This is a genomic window from Faecalimonas canis (assembly GCF_054601575.1).
The window spans coordinates 1-5923 of record NZ_BAAHSI010000052.1 but is presented as its reverse complement, the minus strand read 5'-3'; the positions used below and the strand labels follow the sequence as shown (position 1 = coordinate 5923).

Genomic DNA, 5923 nt, shown 5'->3' with positions numbered 1-5923 from the left:
GCGGGTGGATATTTATTTTCATTTATGTATTTCTTTTATTTTGCGTATAATTTTACGATTTCTACGGCTACATTTGTCATTGCGTCCATACCTTCAACACTGATATGTTCGTATGGTCCGTGATAACCGTGTCCTCCTGTTCCTAAGTTTGGACAAGGAAGTCCTTTGAAACTTAACTGGCATCCATCTGTACCGCCACGGATAGGGATAATATTTGGTGTAACTCCAACATTTTCACAGGCAACTTTTGCATTTTCGATAAGATGCATACAAGTACTTACGATTTCAGCCATATTTCTATACTGTTCAGCGATTTCCAGTTTAACAGTACCTTCGCCCCATTTTTCATTCATTAATTTTTCAATCAAACGAAGAGTGTTAAGACGTGCATTCATTAAAGAAGCATCATGATCTCTGACGATATAATTTAATGTTGCTTTACAAACGTCACCGCTCATGCTTACAAGGTGATAGAAACCTTCATAATCTTCTGTTCCACGTGGAGTTTCTCCGGAAGGTAACATGGAGTTGATTTCCATAGCAACTAAACTTGCGTTAATCATTGTATTTTTACTTGAACCAGGATGAACACTGAATCCTGTAATATCAAAAGTTGCTTTGTAAGCATTGAAGTTTTCGTACTGAATTTCGCCTTCTAAATCACCATCTAAAGTATAACCAAAATCAGCGTCAAATGCTTCTACATCAAAACTTTGAGCTCCTGTTCCGATTTCTTCATCTGGAGTAAATGCAACGCTAATCTGACCGTGAGGAATATTTTCATTAATAATTCTTTCCAACATAGTCATGATTTCAGCAATTCCGGCCTTATTATCAGCACCGAGAATTGTTGTTCCGTCAGAAGTGATTAAAGTACGTCCTTTTAAACTTGGTAAGTGTGGGAAATCAGCTACGGCAAGAGTGCGTCCGCTTGTGCCGAGTACAAGGTCTTCCCCATTGTAGTTTTCTGTAACAACAGGAACAATGTCGTGGTCACAGAAGTCTGCAACTGTATCCATGTGTGCGATAAAACCTAATTTTGTCTTATCTTCATAGCCTGGTGTGGCTGGCAATTTTGCGTATACGAAGCATTTATCATTTACGTAGGCATTGTCAATCCCAAGTTGTTTTAATTCTTCTACTAAAATTTTAGCCAAGTCAAACTGACATTGAGAAGAAGGTACATTCTCGCAGTTTTCATCACTTGGAGTGCGAACTACAACATAGTTCAATAATCTTTCATATGCTCTCATATTCACATATCTCCTTTAAAAAATTTTTTCATATATTTATTATAGCATTAAAAAAGCATATCTCAACAATTATTTTTCAATGTATGTTAAATACTTTGTGTTGTATGAAAATACAAGTTTGACACTTATTTATCAATGGTGTATAATTGAAAACAATTAGGCAAAAACTAAAGATTTATACAAGGAGGGTAATATGGAACAGATGAATAAATATACAATTGATGTATACTCACAATTAGTAAAAGAACAGGATAATTTACTCGAGGAAGAATTATTTGGAAAAGGACAGACAGTTATCGAACAGTTGACTTTTGATTCTAAGAAGGTAACAGAAAATACACTTTTCATTTGTAAAGGAATGGCTTTTAAAGAGGAGTATTTGAAGGAAGCGATAAAAAACGGTGCAGTTTGTTATGTTAGCGAACAGAAATATGAATTAGACGAAGATGTTCCGTATATTCTTGTGAAAGATATTAGAAAAGCAATGCCGGTATTAGCGAACAAATTTTTTAATGAAGCATGGAAAGAATTAAATGTAATTGGTATCGGAGGAACTAAAGGAAAATCTACTTCCGTATATTATATGAAATCTATTTTAGATGATTATTTAGCAGCAAACGGAAAGAAGGAAAGTGCTGTTATTTCTTCAATTGATATTTATGATGGTGTGGAAAAGATAGAATCTCATATCACAACACCGGAGGCAGTAGAACTTCACGGATATTTCAGAAATGCATTGAACAGTGGTATGGAATTTGTTGAGATGGAAGTATCAAGTCAGGCACTAAAATATGGACGAGTAAATGAGATGATGTTTGATGTGGCAGTATTTTTAAATATTTGTGAAGATCATATCAGTCCAATTGAGCATAAAGATTTTGAAGATTATTTCTCTTCAAAACTTCTTATTTTCCAAAAGACAAAGACAGCAGTTGTAAATTTGGATGCAGATTTTTCAGACAGAATTTTGGAAGCGGCACAGTGTGCTCCAAAAGTTGTTACAATTAGTACACAGAATGAAAATGCTGATTTTTATGCTTACAATATTCATAAAGAAGGAAATGGAACGATTTTCAATGTTCGCTGTGCAGAGTTTGATAAAGAATTTGAATTAACTATGCCGGGATTATTTAATGTAGAAAATGCACTCGCCACTATCGCTGTTGCAAGTCAGTTCAACATTCCGGTAGAATATATGTATTCGGGATTGAAAAAAGCAAGATCAAGTGGAAGAATGGAACTTTCTACAAGTGATGACAATAAAATTATTGCTGTTGTAGATTATGCTCATAATAAATTAAGTTTTGAAAAATTATTTTCTTCTATTAAGGAAGAATATCCTGACAGAGAGATCATCAGTATTTTCGGATGTCCGGGTAAAAAAGCATTTACCAGACGCCGTGATTTAGGTACAATCGCAGGAAAATATGCGAAAAAGGTGTATTTAGCGGCAGAAGATCCGGGATATGAACCTGTAGAAGAGATTTCAAGAGATATTGCAGAATATGTAGAAGCACAGGGATGTCCTTATGAGATGATTGAAGATAGAGGAGAGGCAATTAAAAAGGCTATTGAGTCTGTGGAAAATCCTTCTATTTTGTTAATTACGGGAAAAGGTAATGAAACAAGACAGAAATATGGATGCGAGTATGTTGACTGTCCATCAGATACAGATTATGTAAAAAAATATTTGGATGAATATAATAGAACACATCAGTAAAAGAAAACCCAAAACAGATTGTAAAAGCAGTCTGTTTTGGGTTTTATCATTAATTAAAATGTTTCTGAATAAAAGAGATGAGTTCCGAAACAAAATCAGCGGTCACATCATTTTTATCATATTCTTTATTGTACTCCATAATATCTAAAGCAGAAATTGGAAGTTCGCCTAGAAGACGCTCAAATACATGGTAAATTTCAGGAATAGTAAATCCGTCATTTACCGGAACAGAAACGCCTGGGAGTAATTGAGGATTTACAGCATCAATGTCAAAACTCAGATGGATATGCTCTAAGTGTGAAAGATGAGCAATCGCTTCATTTAAGCAAGTATCCAATCCTTTTTCTTTAATATCATCATATGTAAAATGTTTTACATTTAATTCTTTTAAAATAATTGCTTCAGGCGGGTCAATATCGCGTAAGCCGATATGAACGATGTTTTCTGGTTTTACTTTTGGATTGTCCGTTAAGATTTTGGAAAGTTTTTCCCCCGCAGGACTTAAATTTCCAAGAAGTGCGGAAATAGGCATACCGTGAATATTTCCGCTGGCAGATGTTAAATCCGTGTTAATGTCAGGATGAGCGTCAATCCAGATTAAACCAATATTGTCATACTGTGTGGCAGTAGCGGATACAGTTCCAATAGCGGCACTGTGATCTCCGCCGAGAAAAAGAGGTATGTTTCCTTTTGATAAAATATTTTTATAACTGTATTCTGCAATGGAAGTACAGGTTTCAAGAACACTGTTAAATCTTTTTAAATGTGTAGCGTTTTCTTCTGATACCGATACTTCAGGAATTGTTGTCAAATGTAAAGATGTGTTATGTGTGTTTAAGTAATCCAAACTATGAAGTAATCCTTTTTCACCTACGCCAGAGTGCATAGGGCAGCCAAATATATGTAACATAGTAATAATAACCTCCGTTTTTGTATTAAGTATTGATAAGTTATGTTATTATATCATGGTAAAATTATTATCGCAAGTGAGCGAGAATGGGGCTTATATGGTGTTTTAGGAGGAAAAATGTATTTTATTTCATTATATTTTGATGAGAAAACAAACGAGCAGATACAGAGGTATATAGATAAAATTGCGGAAATGAGTGGAAACGTATTTATGACGGAAAATCATGTACCGCCACATATTACGGTTTCTTCCTTTGAAATGGGGGATAATGTGAGAATTATTGAAAAACTGAGGAAAAAGGCGGAAATACTAAGTAGCGGAGAGGTTATTTGGTGTTCTGTCGGAATGTTTTTTCCATCGGTTATTTATATTACTCCGGTATTGAATAATTATTTACAAAATCTGTCGAAAAATTTTTATAATATTTTTTTACAGGAAGAGAATATAAGTGTAAGTCCATATTATCGTCCAATGCAGTGGTTACCTCATGCGACCGTGGGAAAGAAATTGACGGGAGGGGAGATGCTGCAGGCTGTTCAGGTATTGCAGGGCGAGTTTGGAATGTTTAGAGGGAAAGTAACACATATCGGATTGGCGAAAACAAATCCGTATAAAGAATTGTGGAGAGTGGAGTTGAAAATGTAGTGAGGAGGAAATATAATTATTTGTAGTAGTTTAGAATTACAGTGTTTAGATATGGAAAAAACTCTATAAAATTAGAGAATGGGATGTTGAAAATGAAAAAGAAAAGTAAAATAATTTCTGTTTTGTTTCTGTCTTTATTGGTTTTCGGGCTGATTGGTTGTTCAGTAAAAGACAGTGAAAAAAATGGTAATTTAATATCAGTTAAAAAAATGGAATTGGTGTATGAAGAAACAATTTCTCCGAATAAAGAGTATGTTAAAAGTGAAAAAGACATTGTGAACTACACTGTGGAAGTATATCAAGATAAGGATAATGTAATCGTTGTTAATTCAAAATCGAATTCCGAATTTTTTAAACCACTTCAATATAAACTTAAATTTGATACAAGTATTACAAAGGATGATATTAACATAGAGTGGACGACATTAACGGGAAATCCTACTTCAACAGAGGATGATCAGGTAGGTATAGCGTATGTGTCTATTTCGGAAAATGGGAAGGTATTAAGTAAGAGAAAAATCAGTTTTATCAATAAAGGTATTGAAATTATAGAAGACACACTGAACAAAAAATAGTTATTTTCATGTTTATATATTATTTGCGAAAGGGAAAAATGGATGATTCAGCATGTAACGGCTAATCTTGAATTACGTTCATGGTTTAATGTAGATTTTGGACATATCTTGATTTGTTTGTGGCAAATAGTAATAATCATTGGAACAATAGTTTTTGGGAAAAATTTTATTTCAAAACAAGAAACAGTTTTATTTCGGATATTCTATTATTTTATATTGATTTTTTTAAGTGGTAGCATTGTATTTAACATGGAATTTTGTAAAAATTTCAATTATAAATGATAAAGATATTGTGAATGAAGCAGGTAAATTAACAGTATACCGAGATAAAGATATTTTAGAGCCGGATGAGTATGAGTATTTTTTATATGAGAAAGAAGGAATATTATATCGCAAATATTTACGAGATATGATAGATGAAAAGGATTATTAAGATATGTAAGTAGTGAAAGGGGAAAAATAAATGGACGCCATTAGTTTTTCTGCAGGATTAGAGTGGTTATTTGCCTTTGTTTTTGCTTTACCTATTTTATTGTTGATTGTTTCAGTAATGATTTGGGCGTATAAGAATTTTAAGCATTTAGCTTTTATTGCGTATATTGTTGATATAGTTTTTACTTTGTTTGTTTTATGGACGGATATTTCTAATGTAGCAATATATTTTTCGTGTGGAAATAGCCTATATAATCTATGCATAATAAATTGTGTTTTTCTTTTAATAAGTATTATATGTATGTTTATCAGTATAGTTTATTATCGCAAAAATAAAGTATTGGGGAATATCTCAATAAATATTGCCACTGGTGTTAGAATATAAATA

At 33.0% G+C, this 5923-nt stretch carries 6 protein-coding genes and 1 pseudogene; 5 read left to right on the top strand and 2 right to left on the bottom strand.

The features are described 5' to 3' along the window. Nucleotides 1-35: 35 nt before the first annotated feature. The gene (gene pepT, locus ACYPXO_RS10965; protein ID WP_459640611.1) at nucleotides 36-1253 is read right to left on the bottom strand and encodes a peptidase T; all 1218 of its coding nucleotides are present in this window, start codon (nucleotides 1251-1253) and stop codon (nucleotides 36-38) included. Between the two features lie 187 nt (nucleotides 1254-1440). On the opposite strand from pepT, the pseudogene ACYPXO_RS10960 reads away from it, so the two are divergent. Continuing rightward, a pseudogene (locus ACYPXO_RS10960) lies at nucleotides 1441-2973 on the top strand (Mur ligase family protein); the annotation flags it as partial. Nucleotides 2974-3022: 49 nt separating this feature from the next. On the opposite strand, the gene ACYPXO_RS10955 reads toward ACYPXO_RS10960, so the two are convergent. Beyond that, complete coding sequence (locus ACYPXO_RS10955; protein ID WP_459640610.1) at nucleotides 3023-3883, bottom strand: arginase; 861 nt, start codon at nucleotides 3881-3883, stop codon at nucleotides 3023-3025. A 117-nt stretch (nucleotides 3884-4000) separates the two neighbouring features. Between ACYPXO_RS10955 and ACYPXO_RS10950 the strand changes: the two genes are divergently transcribed. The 4 genes from ACYPXO_RS10950 (at nucleotide 4001) to ACYPXO_RS10935 (ending at nucleotide 5920) form a co-directional block, all read left to right on the top strand. After that, entirely contained in the window at nucleotides 4001-4528 is a 528-nt protein-coding gene (locus ACYPXO_RS10950; RefSeq protein ID WP_459640609.1) for a 2'-5' RNA ligase family protein, read from the top strand. A gap of 92 nt (nucleotides 4529-4620) precedes the next feature. After that, nucleotides 4621-5103 carry a hypothetical protein gene (locus ACYPXO_RS10945; RefSeq protein ID WP_459640608.1) on the top strand — a complete coding sequence of 161 codons (483 nt, stop codon included), beginning with the start codon at nucleotides 4621-4623 and terminating at the stop codon, nucleotides 5101-5103. 238 nt (nucleotides 5104-5341) lie between these two features. Then, complete coding sequence (locus ACYPXO_RS10940) at nucleotides 5342-5536, top strand: hypothetical protein (protein ID WP_459640607.1); 195 nt, start codon at nucleotides 5342-5344, stop codon at nucleotides 5534-5536. A 30-nt stretch (nucleotides 5537-5566) separates the two neighbouring features. Beyond that, nucleotides 5567-5920 (top strand): hypothetical protein, encoded by a 354-nt coding sequence (locus ACYPXO_RS10935; RefSeq protein WP_459640606.1) that lies wholly within the window; start codon nucleotides 5567-5569, stop codon nucleotides 5918-5920. The last annotated feature ends 3 nt before the right edge of the window (nucleotides 5921-5923 follow it).